Here is a 24,711-nt window from a genome sequence, read left to right on the forward strand (position 1 = left end):
TTTTAGAATTTCTATTGCTAATCTATGACTAATTATTCATGGAGTTAAAAAAATCAGCATTACTTTTTGTTAAAAGTAGTTTATCACGCAAGAACTCCATTGCTTCAACTGATCCCATAGGATTAAGTATCCTACGCAGCACCCATATTTTATTTAATATAGCTTTATCAATTAATAGCTCTTCTTTCCTAGTTCCAGATTTTGTAATATCTATAGCTGGGAATATTCTCTTGTCTGCAAGTTTTCTATCGAGTATAATTTCAGCGTTACCTGTACCTTTAAACTCTTCGAAAATAACTTCATCCATTTTTGAGCCAGTTTCTATAAGAGCGGTGGCAATGATCGTTAAAGAACCGCCATTTTCAATGTTGCGAGCTGCTCCAAAAAAGCGCTTCGGCCTTTGCAGCGCGTTTGAGTCTACACCGCCAGTAAGAACCTTACCGGATGAAGGAATAACTGCATTATAGGCTCGTGCAAGGCGAGTTATGGAATCAAGCAAAATTACAACATTCTTTTTATGTTCAACCATTCTTTTGGCTTTTTCTATTACTATTTCAGCGAGTTGTACGTGCCGGTAGGCAGGTTCATCAAATGTGGAGCTCACTACCTCACCTTTTACAGAGCGTATCATATCTGTCACTTCCTCAGGTCTTTCATCTATAAGTAACACTATCAATTCTATCTCAGGATGATTTATAGCTATAGAATGGGCCATTTGCTGAAGCAATATTGTTTTTCCTGTACGAGGTGGAGCAACTATTAACGCCCTTTGTCCTTTTCCAAGGGGTGCAACTATGTCAACAGCACGCATATTTATATTTTTTTTATTGTCTTCACTGATGTTGTTTTCAAGAATTAAACTCTCTTCAGGGTAAAGGGGAAGCAAATTATCAAAATGGACGTACTTTCTTAGTTCATTTATCTCAGTAGAGTTTATGCTTTGAACCTTAGTTAAAGTAAAATATCTTTCTTTATCCCCAGGTGGCCTTATTTCTCCGCATACCATATCTCCAGTACGCAAGTTGAACTTTTTTATTTGTCCATTAGAAATATAAATATCATCAGTACTTGTAGCATAATTTGCACTTGCTGAGCGCAAGAATCCGAAACCATCAGGTAATATTTCTACCACCCCGCTTCCTGTAGTAACTCCTCCTTCTTCGCTCATTTTTTTCATTAAACTGAATATCATCTCTTGCTTCAGCATTCTGCCATTACTTTTACCATTAGTTGAGATTTTTCTTTCTTCAGCTAGACCCAATAGTTCTTCTGCTGTTTTTTTTCTTAGTTCACTCAAATCTAGCGTTTTTCTGTTTTCTTTTACACCTCCGTTTGTTGTTTGCTTTACTATATCATTGTTAGGAATTTGTTCACTTTTTTTTACTAGTTCTGGTTTAGCTGCAACCTTTTCCTTTGCTAAAATATCTTCATTGATTGTTACCATATACCATAGTCCTCCAAAAATTTTAATTGATGCTTACTAACTTAAAATGTGATACAAGATAATAAAATTAAGCTTAGTTAGCTTTTAGGAAGTATTAAACTTAATTGTCATTAAGTTTAATACTTTAGCTAGTTATACCAATATACATTAACAAGTCAAGTTAATTTGATGTTAACAAGGTATAAAAATAAATAAGCAATTTGAAGAGTGCTTCAATAATTTTCTTTTATATTCTTTAACCTTTCTCTTCTCTCTTCTTTTACTTTCGCTTTTTCTATTTCTGTCTCTAAATCTTCTTGGCTACATAAGCCAAGCAGCACAGGATCTTGAGGTTTTATATTTTGCATATTATAATGGGATCCATTTTTTACCTGCTCTACTGTATGACTTGTTGTACTGATTAATTTAGCTATGACATTATTATCCAAAATAGGAAATTTTCTTATTAAGTAATAAATTGCATCAGGTTTATCTTTACGTCTCACTACAGAGTTAAGCCTAAAAATGTTACCGATTGGTTTATTCCTCCTTTTTTTTAAGGTTTTTGTAACCAAGTTTGGAATACGGTCCAGATTTTTTTTGCAGTCATCAATTTCTTTTTCAGTTATTATTCCAGAGATAATAGGATTAAATCTTTCAGCATCTATTTTTTCATCAGCTATATCTTGCACTTCTCCAAGAGTTAACTCACAACATTGAGATATCTGGCTAAAAGTTAAAGCAGTGTTATCCACTAACCAAGCAGCAATTTGCATAAGAAGCTGTTTACTTTTATTATTATTTCTTTTAGAAAGTTCTGATGACATCAGGAAAACATCTACCATTTAAAATATTCTTTGCTGTTATATAGAGCTAAAATATAAGCTATTAAAATTAAAAAAGCATTAATTTTACCACTTAATAATTTCTTAATTTGCAATCCTTTGATTTGATCAAGTAACTAGGTTTCTTTTAAGAGACCTGAAAGAATATTAACTCTCTTTGGATGCAATTGCTTGACTTAAATGTATGTTTCAATTCGAGAAAAATTGAATTTTTAAGCTTAAGATATTATAATATTATACATTATAACTAATGAATTAGTAAATTTACAAGAACTAAATTTCTGTTATAATTAACATTAATTAACTTTTGCGTTTATGAGTGTTAAAAATTTTTTCACTAAAGTAACCATTGTCACTTTAGCCTGTTTATTAATCTTCATGGGGGTTGGTAGTTTTCTATTAGATAATAGTGAGAAAAAGGAAGTAGCGAGAGTTGGAAAAGAAGTTATAACATTAGATGAGTATAAGTTGTTATATAAAAATTATGAAAATAAAACTCCTGGGTCTGATATTAGTATAGAACAAACGAAAAGACTGAAATACGATTTACTTAATGCTCTTATAGAGCAAAAACTATTGTTCAACCTAACTGATGATCTGGGATTGGTAGTTGGAGAAGAATCTGTAAAAGACCATATTAGGAACATCAAGTACTTTCAAAACAATAAAGGGGAATTTGATAGAGAGAAATTTTATGGAATGCTAAATGATTTGCATATGATAGAGAAAGATTATATAGCAAAGCTGAAAAAAATTCTACCTGCAATGATGTTCATGACCTCATTATTTAAAAGTGATTATCCAATAACTTTTGGTGAGAAAATTGATGAACAGATATATAAAAGTCGCTATCAAACCAGGATAGTCGATGTTATTAAGATAACTAAAGATGCAGTTACAGATATTCCAAAGCCAAATGATGAAACTTTATTTAACTTGTATGAAGAAAATAAGTCCTACTTTTATTATCCTGAATATCGAACTGCACAATATATTTCTTTAGGTCAAAAATATTTTGAAGATCAAGTTCACATTTCAGATGAAGAGGTTAACAGTATAATAGAACAACAAGAGCTTAAAAATCAAAGAGATATATTTAATCTAGTATTTCATACTGAGGAAGAGGTTAAAGTAGTAAAAAAGGCACTTGATGATGGCAAAGTAAGCTTTGAACAGATAGTAGAAAAGTTTGGTAAAATAAAACTTGAGGAAATTAGAATAAATAATGTAACTAAGGATTTTCTACCAGAAGATATGAGAGAAAAGGTATTTGCTCTTAAAGCAGGTGAAGTAAGCGAAGTTTTAGTGAGCAATTTTGGCTGGCATATAATAAAGGTGGACAATGTGCATCAAATCTCTGATGAAAGCTTGGCTGATTTAAAGAGGGACATAAAATTAATTTTAATCAACCAAAAGTCTTTTGAAAAAGTTAATGATTTTATAAATCAAGTAAATTATAAGATATATAATGGTGCAACGATTGAAGAGATTTCCAGTGAGTACAGTTTGCCTATTCAAACCATCGGTCCAGTAGATGCTAGTGGAGAAGATCAAAGCGTAAATAGTGAGAGAAATTCTAATGATTTGATTTCCTTTATTTTTTCACGAAAAAAAGATCAAAAAGGTTATTTTAAGAAAATTGGAGATACCGTTGTTAGTGTAAAGATCATCGATATTATTCCATCTAAGATGCAAAGTTTTGAAGAAGGTAAGGCATCAGTGATAGATCTTTGGCGTAATGAGTTTATAAAAGAACAAATGTTTAAAATTGGACAAAGAATTATAACTCAATTAAAAGAGAAAGCGGATTTTGAGAAAACTGAAGGTGTAGAACTGATTAAAGACCAGCATGTACAACGCAATGATGTTGGGCAACAGAATTATCCCTCTTCTTTTATAGAAGAGATTTTTAATATGAAAACGACTAATTCAGTAACAGATCCTATTCAATATGATAATGATATTATAATAGGTCTTTTAAAAGAAATATATTCATCAAATGGCAAATTAAATATGTTTGATACTGGAAGAAGAGTGATGATATCACTAAAAGAGCAATTAATGAGTTATCTGAAGTCAAAATATAAAGTAGAGGTTAACCATGCTATACTTGATGACATATAATTAAAAACCTGTTTTACCTAAAGTGCACGATATTATTTTAGTGTCTACTACTCGAATAATAAAAAAGAAGCTCTGGAATAACAGGAAAAAATGAAAAAACATGGTTTTATAGTGATAGTTTAACCTATAGCCCTATAAGGAGGGGGCAAAGGCAAAAAACCTCACCTGCTCTGGCTTTTTTACTCTTGTTGATGTTTATATTTTAAGTATGATTTTGCTGAATGTAGAAAGGATTTAAAAGACATGCAGTTACTATACTTCATGCAGTCTATGAAGATTAAAAATAGGTTCTTAGTTAGAAATAACCTAATTGTCAAAACATGAGGTTGGTAAAATTTGTTGAGTAGCTTTATATACTATTTTAGTATAGAGAATATGCGGTTTTGTAGCCTAAGATATACAAAATTTCTTCAAGCGCTAAAAACAGAACCTAATATTACCTTACACACTGCTTTTGGGAAGCTTTTCTAAGAGGCTAGAGCTATAAAAAGTACTTAGGTATCTGTGCAGGAGCTTTTTTCAGATATATTTAGTTTATAACTCTGTCTAAAAGAATGCCGGAAAAAAGCAGTAGCCCCACGTAAGAATTGCTTTTGAATATAGACATACATTGACTAGGGTTATCAAGGTTAAGATTTTTATATTGGTAGTAAAACATGAATCCTATAGCAAGTAGAGCAATATAAAAAATGTTATTTAATGATGATAAGATACCAGCACATAGCCACATCATAAGAGACACTAGGTAAAACCTTTTCAACCAACATTTTGTTGCATTACCAAAATGCAATGCAGTTGACTTTATTCCTAATTTTTCATCATCTCTCTTATCTTGATGAGCATATATAGTGTCGTAACTCAGCGTCCAAAAGATGCATCCTGTATAAAAGAGTACAGGTTCTATACTGATCTTGTTTTTTACTACTGTCCAACCCATGAGTGATCCCATATTAAAAGTAAATCCTAGAAACAACTGTGGCCACCAAACATGACGTTTTAATAAGGGATAAATAATTATCATACATATAGAGATTATTCCCAACATAAGCGTAGTTTTATTGGTGAGTAATAGGATTACCAGTGCAATAGATAATAACAGAGAAAGTAAAGCCAAGGCTTGCTTTACGTTTAATGCATCGCTTGCAAGTGGCCTATGCTTTGTTCGCTCAACATGTATATCTATTTCTTTATCAAGAATGTCATTGATTACGCAACCTGCAGATCTCATTAAAAATGAGCCTATAGTGAACAAGATAAAGAGGAAAAAAGTCTGCCATAATATAGAAGTTGAGGCTAGAGTAATACCACTTAAACTCGGAAATAATATAAGCCATAAACCTGTTAAACTATGTAATCTAATCAATAAAAAGTAATGATTGAAATGCATCAATTAAGTGTGATTACTTAGTATTTTGTTTACATTAATAAAATTATCGAATGCTAAATCAGGTTTAAAAACTAACTTAGGTACAAACCGTAAATTAACATAACACAATATAGATTTGTGTATTAACCATGCAGATTGGTTAACTTCATTAATAATAGTATTAGTGCTGTAATTTTTTTCGTTTAATGAAGATGACACGATATATACATCCGCTTTTTTAAAATCTTTACTTAATTTTACGTAAGATACTATTATACCCTTATTACTGTACACTTTACCTTTCATTAAGATTCTAGATATTGCTCTATGCAATACAGATGCTATTTTCAGTCTTCTAATTTCTTTTTTCATACTTAACTACTACAATATCCTTTCTTCCTGAACTAATTGATAAACTTCTAGAATATCTCCAACTTTAACATCGACATTACCATCAAGAGACATTCCACACTCAAAATCTGTAACTACTTCTTTAACATCATCTTTAAATCTACGTAAAGCTTTTAACTTTCCTTTGCATATTAATTTACTGTTGCGTATTACCTTAATTAAAGAATCCTTTTTTGCGACTCCATCGCTTATATAACATCCAATGATATTGCTAGCTTTAGATGCACTAAATATCTGCCTCACAGATGCAGAGCCAATACGTACTTCTCGTGTTATAGGCTTCAACATTTTAGTTAAGTACATTTTCATATCATCAATAAGTTCGTATATTATATTATAAGTGTGTATCTCTACACCTTTTTGTTTTGCCATATCTCTTATTTTTGAATCTGTTTTAACGTTAAACGCTAAAATTATTGCATTTGATGCTTCTGCAAGCAGAACATCTGAATCTGTTATTCCTCCTACTGCTTTGTGTAGAATATTTAATTTTACTTGATTTTTACTAAGTTTATTAATTGAATTTGATATTGCTTCAATAGAACCAGTAACATCGCACTTTAAAAGTAAAGATATCTCTTCTATCTTGCTATCGCCATGACTAAATATATTTGGATTATTATCGTTTGAATTTCCTTTCTTTTTTCTGACTAGATCTAATCTATACTCAATAATTTCACGGGTCTGCTTTTCAGAACTTACAACGACAAACTTATCTCCAGCGTTTGGTATACCGTTTAGACCAGTAATTTCAACTGGAGTCGAAGGTAGAGCTATATTTTCTCTTTGTCCAAGATGATTGACCATATTACGTACTTTGCCATATGTTGTGCCTAGTACTAATATATCACCAACCTTTAGCGTTCCTTCTTCAACTATTAATGTTGCTGATATTCCTTTAGCTTTATCAATTTTAGATTCTATCACCCACCCAAGTGCTCGACAATCTTCTATTGCTTCAAGTTTCATTAACTCAGCAACTAACAAGATTGCTTCTTCTAACTTATCTAAGTTAATTCTCTTTTTTGCTGATACCGGTACAACTATAACGTCACCACCAAGTTCCTCAGGGATGAGACCATACCTAGGTAGACTACTAATTATCCTCTCTACATCTCCAGGCTGTGACTTATCAATTTTGTTAATAGCAACCATGATAGAAACATTTGCAGACTTTGCGTGATTTATAGCTTCAATTGTTTGTTTCATCACCCCATCATCGGCTGCAATCACTATTACGACTATGTCAGTAATGTTGGCACCACATGCACGCATTGCAGTGAACGCTTCATGCCCTGGTGTATCAATAAAAGTAATTTTCTGTTTATTTTTTGTAACTGTCTGATAAGCACCTATATGTTGAGTTATTCCACCTGATTCTTTTTCTGCGATATTAGAGTCACGAAATGCATCAAGCAATGAGGTTTTACCATGATCAACATGTCCCATAAATGTAACGACCGGTGGCTTAGGTTTTTTAGGTAAGCTTTTCTTATTTTCTACAAATAATAAATCCCTTTCCTTGTCAACATTACTTATTCGTTTAGCTACATGATTGAATTTCTCTACTATTTTACATGCTATATCTGGATTCACAAAATCATCCACTTTGCAAGACTCACCTATTTCTTCTTCTAACATTTTTAGCACACCTTTGCTCTCCTCTGCCATACGAATAGATAACTCTTTAATTGTAATCTTATCTGGTATAATAACTTCCCTTGATATATTTTTACCTTTGATAAACTTTGACCTTTTATTTCTTATACCAAACCTTTGTTTGAACATTAAAGTTTGTTCAACTTTGTCGTCTATTGACTGTGCAATTATTAGCTTAGTATATTTGGAATATACATCTTTATTAGTCTTTAAGGGCTTTTTGTTAACAAATTCGTCATCAATTCTCTCTTCCATCAGTTTAACTAAGCTAATACCACTTGAGCCTTTTTCTTTAGTCTCTTTAAGTAAAGAGCATGAAATGCTATCTTCATCAATTTTCCTATTATTATCTTCTTTCGTAATTACTTCCTTTTCTTTCTTTAGGTTTTTCTCTTTTAGCAAAACAGCATTTTGTACGGCATTAATACGAAAAATCTGCTCTTTTTCTGTTAAGGAGCCTAGTTTACTCTCGCTTTGCCCTTCTGGCTCACGGATTTTTCTTCTTCTTTTTTTTACTATTGTAGCCCCTATATTTGGACTTACTGGATAACTTAAATCAAGACCAAATTTAAGCTTGTTAAAGCCTTGAAGTGTTAGTTTCTTACTACTGATACCTTCTTCGTTATTCATATCATTTTGTTATATTAAACCTAGCTTCTTACGTGCTTCCATGATTATCAAGTCTACTGTATCTTTCAAATCTTTTTTACTGTTTTCTGAATTAGAAAGTATACTGCAAAACTCATAACTCGATAAATCTGCTATACTATCTAATGTTTTAATACCATGTTTGCTGAGAGCAATTTTACTATCTATTGATAAAGGTAGGTTGATTACATCATCTTCCATACCTGAAGCTCTTAACTCTTCTATTCTTTTATCATTTTTTACCTTTAGGTACTTAGCTGCTCTGCTACGTAGTTCATTTGCAATATCCTCATTAAAGCCTTCTATTGAAGCAAGCTCTTTAATTGAAGCATCGGATATATCTTCTACGCTTGAAAAGCCTTCTGTGACTAACAATTGACCCATGATCTCTTCTAAATTTAAAGCTTCAGCAAACAGAGCTGAACATTGATTAAGCTCTTTGCTCCGCCTTTCTGACTCTTGCTGAGTACTCAGTATCTCAATCTTCCATCCAACAAGCTCTGAGGCTAATCTTACATTTTGACCTTTTTTCCCTATAGCTAAGCTCAACTGATCTTCATGAACTATTAACTCTACGTAATTTTCATTCTCATCAATAATAACCTTTGATACTTCTGCAGGAGTAATTGCTTTAATAACAAACTGCCCCAGGTCTGAAGAGTAGTGTATGACATCAATTTTTTCTCCATTTAATTCATGTATTATAGTTTTTATCCTTTCTCCCTTAACTCCGACACAAGCACCTACTGGATCTATATTTTTATCAGGAGAAAAAACAGCAACTTTAGATCTTGAACCAGCATCTCTAGCTATACCTTTAATTATCACTAACCCATCAGCAATTTCCGGTATTTCTTGATTTAGCAATGCCTCTAAAAAACCCTCATGGGCTCTAGAAAGAATAATTTGACGTCCGTCATCAGAACGCTTAACAGTTTGTATATAAGCTTTAACCTTATCACCTTCGCGAAATGATTCACCACCAATTAAATTTCGAAATGGAAGGTATGCCCTAGTACCATTTATATCTATAATCAAGTCTGAATATTCTACTTGCTTAACAACACCATATCTTATCTCTCCTACTTTATCCCTAAATTCTCCATATTCTTTCTTTAATTCTTCATATTTAATTACTTGAGCAATTCTTTGTTGGGCAATTCTTGCTGAAGCAAGATCAGTATTAAGGGAGAGCAATTCATTAATGGTATCTCCAACTTTTGCATCTTCCTTTATTAACTTAGCCTGCGTAAGAGTAATTGATTCATATCCAGAATTTCCCTCTATATTTGGCTTATCATCAATGACCTTTAATTCTCTGTATGAAATAACCTTTCCTGTGTTCCTATCTATATTAACTACAATTTTATTCTTACTACCGTATTTTTGATAAGCAACTGCTTCTATTGCACTTTCTAATGCCTTTATTATCACTTCAAAATCTAGGCCTTTCTGAAGTGAAAGTTCCGCTGCTGTTTTTATTATATCAATGCTCCCAACTAAGTCACCTTTGTCACTTTTCTGTTTAGTACTACTCTTGCGATTAGCAATCATACAAATAAATCCTATACAATCAGTTATAACTATATTTTTAATGGAAAGAAACGCTATTTCTAATAGTAAATAATTACTAATTTAAGTCAAGTTTTTTCATATCTTTATATTACAAGCAATGCAAGAATAAAAATAAGGTTAAAACTGCTTGCAGTGGATATTCCACATGTCATAATCATTTAGAATTTCAACTTTATTACCGCTTGATGGCATGTCATATATAATTTTTAATGAAAAAATTAATATTTAGCTTGGTAACTATTACTATCACAAGGAATTGTAGTTGTAACGGTAAATAATGCTAGCATAATGCAAAAAACTAAAGCATTTACTATATATTCCTTAATATTAGCACCTAATACATCTTAACTTAGTGGTGAAAAGCATTAAGTAATAGTATATTATATTTCACCACTATAATTTTTCCAGCTAAAGCAATTCTCCTACCACACATATAACAATTATAAGAACTTTATTAACAAGGAAGAAAATAAAAAACTTACATGTATAGATAAAAATATTGCTGTTATTACAATAAATGCATGATGTACACTATTAATATAATTCTTAATATAAGAAAAGTCTCTAACAAAAAAAACTGACAATCTTTGCTGATTTCTTTTATTAACTTCAAAATTAACCTTTAGCTACTAGAACCTGTAGTCCTTTGCCTCTTTTATGAAACATAAGTTCACTCTTTATTGAAAGAGCTGATAGCTTTTCACCTATCTTCAACGAAAATTCTAAAAAAACACACTTAACTATAGGAATCTGTATGTCATGGTTGCTTTCATCTGATGCCTTTTATAGATAATATATGAATTAAAAATAAAATCACTACAGTTAATAATATTATTGTCATATTCTTTCTACAAGGAAGCTTTTCATATTAATACTTTATTGTATATTCATACTTTTGTGAACAGTATATCTGAGGTGCATTATATATTAATTAACTCTTGCAAAAAGGTTCTATATGTTAACTATAGTATAATAGTTAAGGGTTGCTATGAATGCAATTTTAAATATGATAAAAGGCAAAAGTAAAATAAGTTGAATCTACTTTAGCTAAAATTTTAATCTTTTAAAAACAAGAAAAATATCTGTAAATCAACCTAAACACATAAGTTTAGTATTACCACCAAATGCTGTAGTATTGATACTTATAACCTTTTCTGTAGAAAAACGTTGCAAATAATCAGGACCACCAGCTTTTGGTCCAGTNCCGGATAATCCCCTGCCGCCAAATGGTTGTACGCCAACTACTGCACCTATCTGATTGCGATTTATGTACACATTTCCAACTGATACTTTCTTACTTATTAAATTGATTTGGCTTTGTATGCGGCTCTGTAAAGAAAACGTAAGTCCATATCCTGTGCTGTTTATATCATTTATAACTTCACTTAATTGAGACTTGTCAAAGCGTATGATATGCAAAATTGGACCGAATATTTCCTGCTTTAATTGCGAAATTTTCTGCACCTCATAAATATATGGGGGAAAGAAATAACCACTATGAGAATTTATACTCATGGGTACTTTAGATAAAAGGTTTGAATTTTTGTCCATTGACATCTTTTCTGTGTATTTAGTTAGCATATCAACAGATGCTTTATCAATTACCGGACCAACATCAGTGCTAAGCTGCATTGGATCACCAATCTTTAATTCTTGAGCCGCATCGCATATCATCTTTATCTGTTTTTCTGCTATATCATCTTGAATAAATAGCACTCTAAGAGCAGAACAGCGTTGACCGCTACTTCGAAACGCGGAAAGTAAAACGTCTGAAGTTACTTGTTCTAGGAGAGCTGAGCTGTCAACAATCATAGCATTTAGTCCACTAGTTTCAGCGATAAGCGGTACAATAGGACCATCTCTGCTAGCAAGCATTCTATTGATTATCTGAGCAGTTTGTATTGAACCAGTAAAAGCTACACCGGAAATTCTATTATCTGGTACTAATATCTTACTTAAGTACTGACCGTCTCCTGGAATAAAATGCAGTACATTTTTAGGTATTTTAGCTTCGTGCAGTATTCTAACAGCTTCATAAGCAATAATTGGTGTTTGTTTCGCTGGCTTTGCTAGCACCACATTACCTGCTGCAAGTGCAGCTGAAACTTGTCCAATAAAGATAGAAAGTGGAAAACTCCACGGTGATATACATAAAAAAACTCCTCTACCTTCAAAAAAAATGAAATTATCTTCACCCGTTGGACCTGATAACTTTTTCCAGTTATTCAGTTTATTTTTTGCTATCATTGCATAGTAACGTAAAAAGTCAACTGCTTCTCTTACCTCTGCTATTGCATCAGGTAAAATCTTTCCTGTTTCCACAATTAGAATGTAAATCAGCTTTCTCATTCTTTCTTCAAGTAAATCTGCAGCTTTTTCAAGGTACTCAGCACGTTCTTCTGCTGAAACATTTTGCCACTTAGCAAAAGCATTATGTGCTATTTCAAGAGCGTTCAAAGCCTGATTATTTGTTGTATTAGACACTTTCCCGATTATATTTTCTAAATGTGCTGGATTAACTACTTTGGTAGACTCAGTACTGTCAAATAGTAATTCTCCGTTAATTACCGGTCCAACTTGCCATTTCTTTTTGCTAAGTTCTTTCATATCATTTGCAAGTTGTGAAATTGTAACTGAATCACTAATATCAATACCTAAGGAATTCTTTCTTTCCTTTCCAAAAATATCTTGTGGCAACGGAATGCTTGGATGAGGTTCATACTCTAAGCTTTTAGCTTTTTCTAATGGGTCTGAAATTAACTCTTCAATTTTAATATTGGAATCATTTATTTGATGGACAAATGAACTGTTAGCTCCATTTTCAAGAAGGCGTCTAATAAGGTACGGCAATAAATCACTATGTTTGCCAATTGGAGCGTATACACGGCAATTAATACTTGTTGCAAGTTCTGACATTGCATAATCATACAAGCGCTTACCCATTCCATGTAAGCGCTGAAACTCAAATCCAGGGTGGTTTTTATCGGCAAGTTCCATTATAGTAGCAAAAGTATAAGCGTTATGAGTTCCAAAGCATGGATAAAAATGACTTGCTTTGTTTAAAAGTTTCTGTGCGCAGGCAAGATAGCATACATCTGTATAGCTTTTTCTAGTAAACACTGGATACCCAATTAATCCTAATTCCTGCGTGTGCTTAATTTCTGAGTCCCAATATGCTCCTTTCACAAGCTTTACCATAATTTTATGTTTTGATCGAATAGCAATATCTTCAATAAAATCAAGAACAGATAAAGCACGTTTTTGATATGCTTGTACAGCAAAACCAAGTCCATTCCACTGAGAAAGTGATTCATCAAGACGTAATTGCTCGAATAAGACTAATGACATTTCGAGTCTTTCTGATTCTTCTGCATCTATACACAATGAAATGTTATACTTCTTTGCTTCATGACAAAGCTTCAATACCTTAATTCTTAGTTCTTCAGCTACATTATCAAATTGGCTGAATTCATAACGTGGGTGTAATGAAGACAACTTGATCGAAATTCCATGAGATTTAAAGCAATTACTAGTATCAGTAGACACGCCTATGGTTTTTATTGAATGCATACAGGAATTAAAATATTCTTCTGCATTCTCAGCTGTGCAAACAGTTTTACCAATCATATCAAAAGAGCATAAATATCTGCTGTGATCATCTAACTTTATACTTTCTAATGCTTTTTCTATACTCTCCCCAATAATAAAGTGCTTACCAAGCATTAACATCGCTTGTTTTACTGCTTTACGGATTACTGGCTCCCCTAAATTTTTAAGTAACCTAGAAATTGCATGATAGAATTTTGGATCTTCTCTGTTTCTTTTCAGAATATTGCTTCCTATTACTAAACTCCACGTAGAAGCATTGATAAACAATGAAGAAGAACGCCCTAAGTGCTTACTCCATTCTTGATTAGCAATTTTATCTTTGATTAGTTGGTTTATTGTATAATCGTCTGGTATTCTAAGTAGTGATTCAACAATACACATTAGCGCCACTCCTTCATCATTGGAAAATGAGTACTGCTGCATAAAAGAATCTATGATACCTAGCTTGCTACCTTTAATTTTCTCGATAACTTGTTTTGCAATATTGTAAATTCTGTTTCTCGAATCAGCCGAAAGTTCTATCTTTTCTACAAGATAACGCATACAGTTTCTTTCGTCAGTACGATAAAACCCCTGCAAACGCTTTCGCAGCTCGTTAGGTTCTTGTATAGAACTGATCATAATTACCTATAAAACACCTTTATTATATAAGGCAAAATTATACCATAACTCCGCATGGAATAAACCTTTATTTATATAAAAGGCTAGAACCGAATAAAGAAAGTTTAGTGATTACTCAATAACTTTGCTAAGTCGAGAAGAGTGTACAAGTATGTAGTTTAATATTCCACCACTCATTAAATACTTTAATTCAGTTGCAGTTTGCACGCAGCATTTGAGTTGAATTGATTGCTCTGAATTATCCTTTCTTTTGATAACGCATTCTAGATTTCCGTTTGGCACTATTTTACCTTCTATGTTTATTATTTCACTACCGCAAAATGCTTTTCTAGTTATTCCGTTTTGAAATATAAGTGGGAGAACACCCATACCAATTAAGTTGGACCTGTGTATGCGCTCGAAGCTCTCTGCAATTACAACTTTAACTCCCAATAATGCAGTACCCTTTGCTGCCCAATCTCTACTTGAACCTGTACCATATTCTTTTCCTGCAACAACAATTAATGGGACAGCTTCTTTCTTATAGCGCATTGCCACATCAAAAATTGGCATGGTTTCTTGAGAGGGAATATGCTTTGTGTATCCACCATTGATACTCACCATTTCATTTTTTATTTTGATATTAGCAAAGGTTGCACGCATCATCACGTTGTGGTTACCACGACGAGATCCATATGAATTAAAATCTTGTGGTTCAATCTCAAGATCTTTTAAATATATGCCCGCAGGACTATTTAAGGCAATATTTCCAGCAGGAGAAATGTGATCAGTGGTTATGCTATCACCAAATATTGCTAATATCTGCGCGTTTTTTATGTTAATTACATTGCTTTTATTACTCTTCATTGATAAACTAATAAAATAAGGAGGATTTTGTATATAAGTGCTTTTTGTGTCCCACCTATAGATTTTACTTTTTCGACATTTTACTTTTTGCCAATACTTGTTACCAGAAAAAACATTCTTATACTTTTGTATGAACATTTCACGTGTTACAACACTTCTAACACAGTTTTCGATTTCACTGTTTGTTGGCCATAAATCTTTTAGATAAACGTTGTTTCCATCTTTATTTTTACATATAGGATCTTTTGTTAGATCAATTCGTACAGTACCTGCAAGTGCATATATAACAACAAGCATCGGAGATGCTAAGTAGTTAGCTTTGGCTAAAGGATGAATTCTTCCTTCAAAATTACGATTACCAGATAAAACTGCAGTAACAGTTAAGTTTTTGCTTTTTATATCATCTTCTATATCTTTATCAAGTGGACCGGAATTTCCAATGCAAGTCGTGCATCCATATCCAACTAGATTAAAACCTAAAGCATTTAGATCTTCTTGTAATCCTGATTTTTCTAAGTACTCCGTTACAACTTGTGATCCTGGGGCAAGAGAAGTTTTAACCCAAGGTTTTGATTTTATTCCAAGTTTGACTGCATTACGTGCTACAAGACCAGCAGCAATCATCGTGCTTGGATTTGAGGTATTGGTGCAGCTGGTTATTGCTGCAATAACCACACTTCCGTCTTGAAGTTTATCGCTTTTCTCTAGTTTACTAACTGAAAACGATTGAGAAAAAGATTCTGAAATTTGTGGAAGAAAAATTTTATCTTGTGGTCTTTTAGGACCAGCCATTACTGGTTTTACGCTTGATAAATCAAGCTCCAAGATGTCAAAAAACGCTAACTCGTTACTGTTTCGCAACAATCCTTGTTCTTTTGCATAGACTTCAACTAATTTGATTAACTCTTCTGGCCTTCCAGTTAAATTTAAATAATCTAGTGTTTTTTGATCAATTGGGAAAAAACCACAAGTTGCACCATACTCTGGAGCCATATTAGCTATGGTTGCTCTGTCTTCTATAGATAAATGATCCAACCCACTACCATAAAATTCTACAAACTTACCAACAACACTTTTTCTTCTCAAGATATTTGTAATTGTCAGTACTAGATCAGTTGCAGTTACTCCTTCTGAGAGTTTTCCAGTTAATTTAAATCCCACTACCTCTGGGATCACCATACTAATTGGTTGATCAAGCATTACAGATTCAGCTTCTATTCCACCAACACCCCAACCAAGAATTGATAAACTATTAACCATAGTAGTGTGGCTATCTGTGCCGACTACAGTATCAGGGTACACAACCCCATTTTTGTTACACACAACTTGTGCCAAATACTCGATATTCACTTGGTGGCAAATTCCTGTTCCAGGTGGTACTACTCTAAAATTTTTGAAGGACGACTCTCCCCACTTCAAAAGCTTATACCTCTCCAAATTTCTTTTTACTTCCAATTCAACATTTTTATTAAATGCAGAAATGCTTCCGTAACTGTCTACTTGAACAGAATGGTCAATTACAAGATCAACAGGTATGGATGGATTTATTTTACTTGGGTCACCTCCACTTTTCTTTATATAACTACGCATTGAGGCTAAATCAACAATAGCAGGAACTCCTGTAAAATCTTGCATCAACACTCTTGCCGGTTTGTAGCTAATTTCATGATTAACGTGTTTTTCTACACAACTTGCTAGTATTTTTATGTCATCAAATCTTACATTCACTCCATCTTCGTTACGTAACAAATTCTCAAGTAAGACCTTTAGTGAGCAAGGTAATTTAGTTAGATCTATTCCTAAAAATTCACCAGCAGCGCTGAGGCTAAAGTAGCTATACAACTTTTTGTTGATGTTTAAAACTGTTTTTGAGTTTAAAGAATTATTCATCTCGTATAGCCATTATTTAAATGAAAAGGACCACAATCTTGATATCACTATAAAATGGTATAAATTTCTCTATATTGTAGTAAAATAAGTATAATCACCAATTTATGTCATACAGTTGGTGTTTAATAAGCCATTATTTGCTGCAAAAACTTTAGGAACAAATATCATGATTGTCAATAATAGACTGAGGTAGACCTTTCTAAAATAGGCATCACTTTATGTAAAGCTTGGTAAAGAAAAATTTTCATTGGCAGGATAGCATGGAAGTGTATTAGCTACGAAAGCTACTTAGTGAGTCTTATTGCTTCTTTCACCATAAAGTTGGAATTATTTACTTATTTTTATAATTTTGGTAAATTAGTGATAAAAAACTTAATGTATNGATGTATGTTATGTTTAATTTTTTACATTGTGTACGTCTTATATCTTTTAAAACACTAGACTTTTGCAAGCTGAAACATACTTGTATAGTGTTTTTGGACAGCAAAAACATTAAATAGATATAAATGAGAATTAGAGTACTAGTTGTTTTAGGTCCATTCTGTTTTTTTGCTTAGTAAGCTCCTTAATATCTATAATTTAGCTAGTTGTTATTTAAAATGTAGTTAAATATAGCGCTTAGAGCAAGAACGCCAATATTTTGAAGTTAATAAATAATTATCTGCCTATGATTTTTTTTTGCCTTTTTTCGTCTGGTAAATTTTTTAAAAGCAATTCATGAACGAATATTTGTTCTTATAATAAATAGTCATCTTTATGATAACAATATTTAGCAGTTAGATTTTGTATTCGAGACAAAATTATGTCTTGAAAAAGTTAAGTTTTAGTGTTATAAAGTATAGATTCCGCACTCAAATTTTTATAATAACTATGAATGTAAAAGATGAGAAAACACATAATATTGAGGTAAAGTTACCGATATTTCTTGATTACCAATCTACTACTAAAGTAGATCCTCGTGTCTTAGAGGTGATGATGCCTTATTTTGGTGAATTTAGTAATGCACATTCCCGTAGTCATTCGTTCGGTTGGATTGCTGAAGAAGCAGTGGGAAAAGCAAGGAAGCATATTGCAGATCTAGTGAACGCAGATAGTAAGGAAATTGTCTTCACCTCAGGTGCAACTGAGTCAAACAATATGGCGATTAAAGGTGTTGCTCACTTTTATAAAAATAAAGGGGATCATATAATAACTGTCTGCACAGAGCATAAGTGCGTTTTGGATTCTTGTCGGTACTTGGAAAGTGAAGGCTTTAAAGTTACATATTTACCTGTTAAGCAAAATGGAATTATCGATTTATCGAAGCTAAAAAAAGCAATTACTAACAGAACAATTCTGGTTTCAGTGATGATGGTAAACAATGAAATTGGAGTAGTGCAACCTGTTAAAGAAATTGGTGCGATATGTAGAAAGCATAATATATTTTTTCACACAGATGCTGCCCAAAGCTTTGGAAAAGTGCCAATTGATGTTAATGAAATGAACATTGATCTCATGAGCCTTTCTAGCCATAAAATTTATGGACCTATGGGAATAGGTGCATTATATGTTCGTAGAAAAAATCCTCGTGTTAGGTTAACACCATTGATTAGTGGTGGTGGGCAGGAAAGAGGTATGCGTTCTGGAACAGTTCCAACTCCTCTTTCGGTCGGTTTTGGTGAAGCAGCGCGTATTGCTAAAGAAGAAATGGAAATAGAAGCAACCAAGTTGGAAGAACTAAGAGATATTTTGTATAACAAGATAAAAGAAGCATTTCCTGATGTTGTTTTAAATGGCGATTATAAAAACAGAATTCCTGGCAATTTAAACTTAAGTTTTCCCTATGTTGAAGGTGAATCTCTCATCATGGCAATCAAGGATTTAGCGGTAAGTTCTGGTTCTGCATGTACATCTGCATCTCTTGAGCCTTCTTACGTTATACGATCACTAAATAATGGTCATGACCTTGAACATTCATCAATTAGATTTGGTCTTGGCCGATTTACAACTAAAGATGAAATTCTATATGCGGCGGATCTTGTTGCTAAGAATGTTGGGCGGCTAAGAGAAATGAGCCCGCTTTGGGAAATGGTGCAAGAAGGGGTAGATTTAAGCACAGTAAAATGGGACTTTCATTAAAATTCTATTTAGCAGAATAGCAAAATAGAGAAAATAAGAAATCTAATAGTAAAAAAGGTTGATTCTTTTTTTAAGGAACAAAAGTGATAAAAGTTCAAGAGACTTGGCTTAGGATAAAAAATGAGGGGGAGTAGTTTTTAAAGTACTGCTCTTAGCAGAGTAGTAAAATAGGTGTATAAATGAAGGTAAATAAAGGTTTAATGACATTGGGAAGTATTAAAAATGTGCTGTATAGGATTAATCTTTAAAAAATCTTCGATATGAGAAAAATAAGAATATTCTCACCTACCCTATTTTTCAAAACGACATCTTAGACTTCATTAGTGTTAAATTAACACAAAAAGTTGAATTCCCACAGCACCATTATAAATCCTAAAATCGCTTCTGTGATGAGCAGAGTATTATTAATACTTTTTGCAAGGTGGTTTTCACGAAAAACAGATAAATTGTGGAGATGCAGCTCTATGGGAATAAGAGCTTTGAAGACGTGTTTAACTTTACGCTGCTAAAGCTTATTCAAGACAGTCTGGCAATCACATTGGTCAAAAAGGTTTTTCTTTAATGAATATTATTTAAAGAACTTTTAATTTGTTTTTATTGAGTTGCCTAAATTTACAAAAAGTCGAGTAGAGTAATTAAAAAAGCTCAATGAAGAGGTAATTAGACAGGTTTTATTAAAATGAGAAGAATCAGTAACATATAAAGGTTAATGGAAGATAAGAATAAGTTAAAATAGTTGTGGCTAAAAACTTACTTAAGGCCGGTCTCTCTGTAAATATTATTGCTAAAATTACTGGCNTTTCAGTAGATGAAATAAAAAAATTGCATGAAATGGGAATGTATTATTGATATAAACGGATAAATTATATACTCCTTTTTCATAAGAATAAAATTTGAAGAGAAACTATAGAAATGCTATAGATACTTACTTTTGTTAAAACAATCTTAGAGAGAAGGTATGATGTTTAATTTTCCGAACACACGTTTAAGGCGTAGGCGCTCAAGTAAATGGATTCGTAATTTAACGAGTGAAAGCATTTTATCAGTAAATGATTTGATTTTCCCTCTTTTTGTTCATAATAGAAAAGAAACAACTGAATCAATTCCAGGTTTACCCGGCATGAAATGTTATTCAATAGATGAATTGGTTTCTGTAGCTCAAAAAGCTGAGGATTTGGGGATCAATGCTATTGCGATTTTTCCTGTAGTTGATAGTAAATTAAAATCTAAAAATGCTGAGGAAGCATATAATCAAGACAATTTAATCTGCAAAGCAATTTATGCTGTAAAACTAAAGGTACCTGGTATTGGTATTATTGCAGACGTTGCGCTAGATCCATATACTACTCATGGTCATGATGGCCTTTTAAAAGGGGATCTGATAGATGTGGAAAACGATGAAACTGTGTCAGTATTGTGTAAGCAAGCGCTCGCTTTAGCAAAAGCAGGATGTAATATAGTGGCTCCTTCTGATATGATGGATGGTAGAATAGGAAAAATAAGAAAGACATTGGATGATAATAACTTTCAAGATGTGTTGATATTGTCTTATGCAGTAAAATACTGCTCAAGTTTCTATGCACCATTTAGACAAATTGTTGGTTCATGCATACCATCAAATTTTATCGACAAAAGTAGTTATCAAATGGACTATAGAAATGCAAGAGAGACAATTTGTGAAATTGAAATGGATATAAACGAAGGTGCAGATCTTATTATGATAAAACCAGGTATGCCATACTTAGATATAATTAAAACAGCAAGTGATAAGTTTAATTTTCCGATTTTTGCTTATCAAGTAAGTGGTGAATATGCAATGATAAAAGCTGCAACAAATAACGGCTGGCTGAATTATGATAAAGTAATTTATGAGTCTTTGGTTGGTTTTAAGCGTGCTGGTGCAAGCGCAATAATCACCTATGCAGCGCTTGATGTTGTAAAAATTTTAATGACACAAAAGACCTAATGTGAACTGTGTTTGCTGTAATAAATTAAGTGGACTTCTTATGTAGTTTTTGGCAGCACACTAGGTCTATATTTAAATAGAAACAAAAAACTACTTGGCAAACCTTCGTTTTATCTTCCTTTACTTCAAACTAAGGTTATTTAGTTATTTTCAATTTATGCAAGTTAAAGTAACAAAAATATTGTGTAGTTGATATATCTTATGTTTAATTCTTTACACTATATATGCCTAATATCTTTGTTAATTTCACCTGATTTCTAGGTTTTTATCTGTATGAGCTAAAGCGCACTTATAAAACATTTAAGGCAGTGTAGAATGCTAGTGTTTTTAAGCAGGCATTAATCAGGTTTTACCTTATCTTTTTTTTCATTTGGTAAGCTTTTAAAGTAGTTTGTAGCTAAAGCAATTTAAAAGGCTCTGTAAAAAATGTCATTTCACAGTGTTCACCATTTAAATGACATCTATGAAGATTTTTCAAGTCATCAATAAACTTAAGTTTCGGTTCAGCTGAAGATTAGACATATCCGGTAGTTTAAGACATCAGAGCTGTACAGACTATAGCGCGTTGAAAACTAATTAAAAAACCTCAATTGTATGATTGACATTGGCCACAGAATAAGGATTATCGTGTTTGATTAAAAAAGGCTTAAGTTGTTGCTTTTATTTTAGTTATTAATTAATTTTTTCCATTTGGAAACCATTACATTGGCCTGCCTTAGTGCTTCAATAGAAGATAAGTCTTCTGTGCTGAGCGGTAGGCGGACAGTTTTGTGTTTTATGATCCCAATATCGTGCAAGAGTGCTTTAGTGGGTATTGGATTACTAGCAATACACAGTGTTTTACAGACTTGCTGCCAGATACTTGTTGAACTTTTTACTTCATTTTCTATTGCTTTAGTATTTGCTTCCTTTTTAGATTCCAGCGCTATGCGCTGGAATAACAGTAAGCATTGCTTAACATACTTATGTACTATACATGGCCAAAGATTAGAAGCAACAGAAACTAAGCCAGCTGCACCATAAGTAGCCATATCAAGTATCATATTATCATCACCACAAAAAACTTCAATATTTGGTGCAACTTTTTTGTACTTGATTAAAGTATCAATAGTTCCACTTGAATCTTTAATAGCCCAAAACTTTTCGTGGCTAGACAAATTACGTACAGTTTCTACATGAAGACTTACTCCTGCTCTTGATGGAATATTATAAAGCATAGCTGGTACATGTGCTTTTTCGAGTAGCTTTTCAAACCATAAAGTCTGCCCCATAATTCCAGGCTTTGTATAAATTGGGGTGGTTATTAAATAGCCGTAAATGGGCATGCCTTTGCAAAAATCAAGCCATTCAAGGGTTTGATATAAATTTACTCCTGGTACACCAATTATGATTTTCGTACTTAATTTGAGTCCACATAGAAAGTTAACTAATGCACGCCTTTCATGATCAGTAAGTGACAAATTTTCACCAGTGCTACCTAATAACACCACACCGTTTTCGGCTTCAGCTTGCATTGTAAGTAAAAGCTGTAAACTGCTATAATCTATACTATCTCCTTTGTCATTAAAAGGAGTAACACAGGCAGTCCATAAAAATGGAGATAATAATTTCAATTGAAGTTATTAAAATGGTATTTCATCGTCAATTAGTTCTTCCTTTATTTCACTGTCAAAAAAATCTCTATGCTGATTTTTTTGTTCTACTTCACGTTGCTTATATTCGTTTGATTTACAATCAGAATTTGACCGTGAATCTAAGAGTGCAAGAGTGCTGTTAAAATTCTGCAACATTACCTCTGTGGTATATCTTTCACTTCCATTTTGGTCAGTATATTTTCTAGTTCTTAAAGAACCTTCAATGTAAACTTTACTGCCTTTACGTACGAGATCTTTGATGATTTTTACTAATCCTTCACTAAACACTACAATATTATGCCACTCCGTTTTTTCAGAACGTATACCAGAAAACTTATCTGTCCAATTTTCAGATGTAGCTATTGAAAAACTTGCCATTTCTTTCCCATTCTGCATAGTTCTAATTTCAGGATCTCTTCCTAAATTACCAACTAATATAACTTTGTTTACTGTACCAGCGGACATNTTGTACTTTAAAATAAACTCCCTATATTATCTTATGTTAAAATACAATTGTCAAATCTGATAGGAAATGCGCTTGGAGGGATTCGAACCCTCTACCTTTGCCTCCGGAGGGCAACGCTCTATCCAACTGAACTACAAGCGCACATATATTAAATTACCTAATAGATAAGCTAACTAAGTTAAATTTTAGATTCGGATAAATCACAAACATAGCATTTTCATGCTGTCAATACACATATCTTTTGAATTACTTGTTTGGTTTTTCATTATGTTCTGATCTACAGTACACATAAAAATTATGTAGTTTCCGGTTATTGAGTGAATTTTTAAGTCCTTAATGCCTGTAAACAGTTTCCCCGTTTTACTCACATTTTCAGTGTATTAGAAAAAAATATAAAATTTAACTAAACTCACTGTCTTATGATAAAAATCATCTAATATCATTTCTCTTGAAGAACGTAAGTAAAACTTTTCCATTTTGCTGACTATCTTACTAACCAATTTCTCATTAAAAGAATACTTTTTATATTATAATATCGTGATAAAACATCAAAATCACTCTCTACTGCTTCCCTTATTATCTCATTCTGATTTATATGACTCTATACATACCTTTATCTTTCGGATGCTTATAAAGAAACATTCCTTTATAAGTAAATTTCGTATATATCAGTAAAATTATCGATTTCTTGATTGTTAATTTTGAAAATACTTTCGAAATATTTTTTTTCATTGTCACTTCCGCTTAGAATAATGATAAACTATTTCATCATTATCTTGTTTTTCTAATATACATATAAACTTCTACTATTTAATTATAGCATTCTATGCTAGATGAGGTCTTCATCATTAATAATATATTACCGACAGACATATTTTTTACAAGTTTCTATATTTTCTACACTGCTTTTACAGTCGGAATACGCATTAACCTTGAAAAATAGTATTGTAAAAACAAAAGATAGCTCTTTTACCTTCATTATTTCATCTACTTCATTATAGCGTACCAGTTAAGAACTATATTAGCTCTCACTATTTTACCATATTACCGTCCAAAATCTAATTCATAGTTACAGTATCAATATTCCTCTCTTTTTTCAGAAATAAGAGGTTTAATCATGACATAACCAGGCAAACTTAGAAGAGANTTGTAAAAATAAAAAATATGTTTATTTCTAGTTGAACTAAAACTTAGGTAATTTCACTTTTTTATTACTTTTGTGTGTTCACTTTTACTGTGTAATCTTGCTTTCTCAGGTATAGAAATCGACACTTCAGGTTTCAAGCATTGTAGTATCTTTTATGCAACTTACTGAGCTCAAAACTCAAATTTGCAATGTATCCGCTGCTGTGTAAACTTGAAGAAGGAATTTTTCTACAAATTTAGGCTTTTACTTAAAATAACTTCCTTTTTTTAACCATTTGCTGAAGACTGTTCACTTTCTGTAGTGTTGTTTGACGATGAAGCAACTAATTTGCTTAAAATCTCGTCTTTTGGTCCCATACTATAA

At 32.4% G+C, this 24,711-nt stretch carries 13 protein-coding genes and 1 tRNA gene; 3 read left to right on the top strand and 11 right to left on the bottom strand.

Annotation, left to right across the window (positions count from 1 at the left end; translation table 11 throughout):
* Positions 1-28: 28 nt before the first annotated feature.
* Complete coding sequence (rho, locus tag HSX44_RS01450; protein ID WP_275601997.1) at positions 29-1,444, bottom strand: transcription termination factor Rho; 1,416 nt, start codon at positions 1,442-1,444, stop codon at positions 29-31.
* Positions 1,445-1,656: 212 nt separating this feature from the next.
* Entirely contained in the window at positions 1,657-2,268 is a 612-nt protein-coding gene (locus HSX44_RS01455) for a cell cycle transcriptional regulator TrcR (RefSeq protein ID WP_275601998.1), read from the bottom strand.
* A gap of 315 nt (positions 2,269-2,583) precedes the next feature.
* On the opposite strand from HSX44_RS01455, the gene HSX44_RS01460 reads away from it, so the two are divergent.
* Positions 2,584-4,392, top strand: a complete 1,809-nt coding sequence (locus HSX44_RS01460; RefSeq protein WP_275601999.1) for a peptidylprolyl isomerase — start codon at positions 2,584-2,586, stop codon at positions 4,390-4,392.
* A 529-nt stretch (positions 4,393-4,921) separates the two neighbouring features.
* Here HSX44_RS01460 and ubiA read toward each other — a convergent pair.
* The 6 genes from ubiA to acnA form a co-directional block, all read right to left on the bottom strand.
* The gene (gene ubiA, locus HSX44_RS01465; protein WP_275602000.1) at positions 4,922-5,779 is read right to left on the bottom strand and encodes a 4-hydroxybenzoate octaprenyltransferase; all 858 of its coding nucleotides are present in this window, start codon (positions 5,777-5,779) and stop codon (positions 4,922-4,924) included.
* Between the two features lie 3 nt (positions 5,780-5,782).
* Positions 5,783-6,130 (bottom strand): ribosome-binding factor A, encoded by a 348-nt coding sequence (locus HSX44_RS01470; protein WP_014869158.1) that lies wholly within the window; start codon positions 6,128-6,130, stop codon positions 5,783-5,785.
* Positions 6,131-6,139: 9 nt separating this feature from the next.
* Positions 6,140-8,458: a translation initiation factor IF-2 gene (gene infB, locus HSX44_RS01475; RefSeq protein ID WP_275602001.1), complete on the bottom strand. Its 2,319-nt coding sequence runs from the start codon at positions 8,456-8,458 to the stop codon at positions 6,140-6,142.
* 9 nt (positions 8,459-8,467) lie between these two features.
* Positions 8,468-10,030 carry a transcription termination factor NusA gene (gene nusA, locus HSX44_RS01480; RefSeq protein WP_275602002.1) on the bottom strand — a complete coding sequence of 521 codons (1,563 nt, stop codon included), beginning with the start codon at positions 10,028-10,030 and terminating at the stop codon, positions 8,468-8,470.
* A 1,110-nt stretch (positions 10,031-11,140) separates the two neighbouring features.
* Entirely contained in the window at positions 11,141-14,281 is a 3,141-nt protein-coding gene (gene putA / locus HSX44_RS01485; protein ID WP_275602003.1) for a bifunctional proline dehydrogenase/L-glutamate gamma-semialdehyde dehydrogenase PutA, read from the bottom strand.
* 111 nt (positions 14,282-14,392) lie between these two features.
* The gene (gene acnA, locus HSX44_RS01490; RefSeq protein WP_275602004.1) at positions 14,393-17,017 is read right to left on the bottom strand and encodes an aconitate hydratase AcnA; all 2,625 of its coding nucleotides are present in this window, start codon (positions 17,015-17,017) and stop codon (positions 14,393-14,395) included.
* A gap of 870 nt (positions 17,018-17,887) precedes the next feature.
* Here acnA and HSX44_RS01495 point away from each other — a divergent pair.
* Together HSX44_RS01495 and hemB are read left to right on the top strand one after the other, a co-directional pair.
* Entirely contained in the window at positions 17,888-19,135 is a 1,248-nt protein-coding gene (locus tag HSX44_RS01495) for an IscS subfamily cysteine desulfurase (protein ID WP_275602005.1), read from the top strand.
* 961 nt (positions 19,136-20,096) lie between these two features.
* Complete coding sequence (gene hemB, locus HSX44_RS01500; protein ID WP_275602006.1) at positions 20,097-21,101, top strand: porphobilinogen synthase; 1,005 nt, start codon at positions 20,097-20,099, stop codon at positions 21,099-21,101.
* Between the two features lie 665 nt (positions 21,102-21,766).
* Here hemB and dapA read toward each other — a convergent pair.
* From dapA to HSX44_RS01515, 3 genes are all read right to left on the bottom strand, one after another.
* On the bottom strand, positions 21,767-22,714 hold the full coding sequence (dapA, locus tag HSX44_RS01505; protein WP_275602007.1) for a 4-hydroxy-tetrahydrodipicolinate synthase: 948 nt from the start codon (positions 22,712-22,714) through the stop codon (positions 21,767-21,769).
* A 9-nt stretch (positions 22,715-22,723) separates the two neighbouring features.
* Positions 22,724-23,200 (bottom strand): single-stranded DNA-binding protein, encoded by a 477-nt coding sequence (gene ssb / locus HSX44_RS01510; RefSeq protein ID WP_275602008.1) that lies wholly within the window; start codon positions 23,198-23,200, stop codon positions 22,724-22,726.
* A 68-nt stretch (positions 23,201-23,268) separates the two neighbouring features.
* Positions 23,269-23,342: transfer RNA gene (locus HSX44_RS01515), tRNA-Arg, on the bottom strand.
* Between the last annotated feature and the right edge of the window lie 1,369 nt (positions 23,343-24,711).

It is taken from the genome of Wolbachia endosymbiont of Onchocerca gibsoni, from assembly GCF_029169405.1.
Taxonomy (GTDB): Bacteria; Pseudomonadota; Alphaproteobacteria; order Rickettsiales; family Anaplasmataceae; genus Wolbachia.

Bases quoted from the DNA above. Each gene is read 5' to 3' on its own strand.
- rho (WP_275601997.1), bottom strand. From the start codon at position 1,444: ATGGTAACAATCAATGAAGATATTTTAGCAAAGGAAAAGGTTGCAGCT.
- HSX44_RS01455 (WP_275601998.1), bottom strand. From the start codon at position 2,268: ATGGTAGATGTTTTCCTGATGTCATCAGAACTTTCTAAAAGAAATAAT.
- HSX44_RS01460 (WP_275601999.1), top strand. From the start codon at position 2,584: ATGAGTGTTAAAAATTTTTTCACTAAAGTAACCATTGTCACTTTAGCC.
- ubiA (WP_275602000.1), bottom strand. From the start codon at position 5,779: ATGCATTTCAATCATTACTTTTTATTGATTAGATTACATAGTTTAACA.
- HSX44_RS01470 (WP_014869158.1), bottom strand. From the start codon at position 6,130: ATGAAAAAAGAAATTAGAAGACTGAAAATAGCATCTGTATTGCATAGA.
- infB (WP_275602001.1), bottom strand. From the start codon at position 8,458: ATGAATAACGAAGAAGGTATCAGTAGTAAGAAACTAACACTTCAAGGC.
- nusA (WP_275602002.1), bottom strand. From the start codon at position 10,030: ATGATTGCTAATCGCAAGAGTAGTACTAAACAGAAAAGTGACAAAGGT.
- acnA (WP_275602004.1), bottom strand. From the start codon at position 17,017: ATGAATAATTCTTTAAACTCAAAAACAGTTTTAAACATCAACAAAAAG.
- HSX44_RS01495 (WP_275602005.1), top strand. From the start codon at position 17,888: ATGAATGTAAAAGATGAGAAAACACATAATATTGAGGTAAAGTTACCG.
- hemB (WP_275602006.1), top strand. From the start codon at position 20,097: ATGTTTAATTTTCCGAACACACGTTTAAGGCGTAGGCGCTCAAGTAAA.
- ssb (WP_275602008.1), bottom strand. From the start codon at position 23,200: ATGTCCGCTGGTACAGTAAACAAAGTTATATTAGTTGGTAATTTAGGA.